The sequence below is a fragment of the Actinomycetota bacterium genome (genome assembly GCA_030776725.1).
Classification (GTDB): Bacteria; Actinomycetota; Nitriliruptoria; order Nitriliruptorales; family JAHWKO01; genus JAHWKW01.
In genome coordinates this window covers 1-2,641 of sequence record JALYHG010000246.1, presented here as the reverse complement: position 1 = coordinate 2,641, position 2,641 = coordinate 1, and the positions used below count along the sequence as shown (strand labels likewise).

The following is a 2,641-nucleotide window of genomic DNA, read 5'->3' as shown; positions in this document are numbered from 1 at the left end:
ACCATCGTGTGCGTGTCGCGCGGGAGACGCCCGGCTGAGCAGAGGCGTTCGAGATAATGGCGGGCGTGCGGTCGGTGCTCGGGCGACGGGGCGATGGCGACGAGCGTGAGTCGCGCCTGCCAGTTGCGTCCGATCTGGTATGCGCAGAGCGTCGCGAGGTCAAGGTGGGGGAGCCGCGGACCCAGCTCCCACTCCGGGCCCTGGTCGCCCAGGACGAGGGCGATCTCGCGGCGACGTCCCCAGCCCACCTTTGGGTGGGCGGCCGAGAGGACGACGCCGACGTCGTGACGCTCGACGGCGTCCATGATCGCCGTGAGCTGACCGTCGCGTGAGATCTCGTCGGGAACGGTGAGGAAGACGATGTTCGGTGTCAGGAACGCACCGGCGAGCGCCTGGATGCTCGTGACGACGCCGCGCTCGAAGCTCTCCGCGTCGACGACGCTTGCGGTGGCGAAGATGTCCTCGGAGCCGAAGTCGCGGCGCACGCCTTCTAGCTGTCGTGCCAGGTCATCGCCGCCGACGCCGATGATCTTGACCGTTCCCTTCGGCGCCGCGATCGCGTGCACGAGTCGGAACGTCGCCCGCAGCTCGTCGATGTCCTGAACCGGGTGGAGGATGTTCGGCTTCCACGCGCGTTCGTTGCTGCCGCCAAGTTCGATGACGCGCTTGGCCGCCCACTCCGCGAGCGCGACGAACAATCCGCTGCGCATGTCGCCCGCGGGCGCCTGGAGGTGCCGACGGACGAGCATGACGTAGAAGGCCAGTGTGAGCCCGACCGCGATGAGCCCGAACACCGGGTTGATGATGAACATCGCGAAGACGCACCCGCCGGCGCCGATCAGCGGGACGATGCGGGGCACCCGGAGGAGCGGTCGGAAACTCACCAGCCCGAGACTCTGCTCGATGAGCACGACGACGTTGATCATCGTGTACGTCACGAGGAAGAACATCGTGATGAGCGGCGCGATCGCGTTGAGGTCGCGCAGCAGAAGCGCGGCGAAGACGATGAGGCCGGTGACGATGTTCGCGTTGCGCGGCTCGCCGCGACGGTCCTGCGCCGCGAGGAGAGGAGCGCCCGGCAGGCCACCGTTCGCTGCGATGGCCTGCAGGATGCGCGGCGCCCCAACGATCGATCCCAAGGCCGACGACAGGGTTGCGCCGAGGAGGCCGGCCACGACCAGGGGCGGCCACGCCGCCCGACCGATCATCACGAAGTAGTCGGAGGCGAGCTCGTCCATGGTGGCGGACCGGGCGAGCCAGAAGGCCAGCATCACGTAGATGACGAGGCTCACACCGATCGCGGAGAGGGTGCCGCGGGGGATGCTCCGGCGTGGGTCCTCGAGCACGCCGGAGAGGTTCGCCCCTGCCATGATCCCGGTCGCCGCCGGGAAGAAGACGGCGAACACGACCCAGAAGCTCGCACCCTGGAAGCCGTCCTCAGGCGCGCCGGGGAAGTCCCCGACCCACGTGATGGGCTCCGTCATCGAGCCGCCGACGGCGGCAGCCGCGATGGAGATCAGCGACAAGGCGATCGCGGCGAGGATGAGGAACTGCACCCGGAAGGCGAGCCCTGGACCGACGTAGGCAACGGCGAAGACGAACACGAAGACCAGGAGGTCCACCGCGAGCGCTGGTGCCTCCGGTATGACGTACTGGAGCCCGGCTCGGAACCCGAACACGTACATCGCGACGGCGAGTGCCTGGGAGACGAAGAGCGGGATGCCGACGGCACCGCCTACCTCCAGTCCAAGCGACTGTGAGATGATCGAGTAGGCGCCTCCTGACCCGATGCGGATGTTGGTCGTCAACGACGACAGCGACAGGGCGGTCGCGCCGGTGATCGTGAAGGCGGCGAGGATGATGCCGAGGCCCCACAGCAGGCCGGCGTTGCCGATCACCCAGCCCTCGCGTAGGTACATGATCACGCCGAGGATCGTCAGGAGCGTGGGGGTGAACACCCCCTCGAAGGTCCCGAACGTCCTCGGCGCCGGTACTGCTTCCTGCTCGCTGGATGTCAGCTGCTCCACGGCGCTTCCCCCGTTGGATCCGCGGACCGAACCACGGGCGGCGGCGTCGCCGCTGACCGCGGGGTTGCGTCGTCGCTGACCGTGACCTCGCTGCTCACGTCGCCTTCCCTGTCGCGTCCCGTAGAGGCAAGCAGCCGCCCGTTGTGCCGCGGGCGTCCCGAAGGACGGTGAGCCCGAGACACCTCGCGGCCGCGAGCGGCAGGGGTCGTGTGGGAGATGGTCGTTCCGGCTTCTCGCGGTGACGGTACGCATCGTCCGCGCCGCGATACGTCACGGCATCGTCCTGCGAGCGAGAGCGGTCACGCGACCCTCGTGCAGGGCTTCGTCGACCAACGGTTCGACCGGTCCCGCTACGGCGTGCGCCGCACCGTCGAGTCCTTCGGCCAGCAGCTGCCGACGAGTCGATCTGGATGTCCTCTCGCGGGATCTGCAGGACGCGGCATGCGCAACCCTGCGGCCTCGGTCCGTTTTCTCTCGGGCTGCTTGGGGGAGCTGCCCGATGAGCGACCGGGCATTGCGGTTGGTACGTCGCATGGTCGGAGCCGACACACGACTGGACACCGCCCGGCGCGGGCGGAAGAACACCTGACCGATCAATCCCACCGAGGGGTAGG

The 2,641-nt window shown here is 68.6% G+C and carries 1 protein-coding gene; it reads right to left on the bottom strand.

Annotated elements, in window-relative coordinates; translation table 11 throughout:
* A partial coding sequence (locus M3N57_11860; GenBank protein MDP9023363.1) for an amino acid permease occupies nt 1–2,027 on the bottom strand: 2,027 nt, incomplete at its 3' end.
* Nucleotides 2,028–2,641 lie beyond the last annotated feature (614 nt).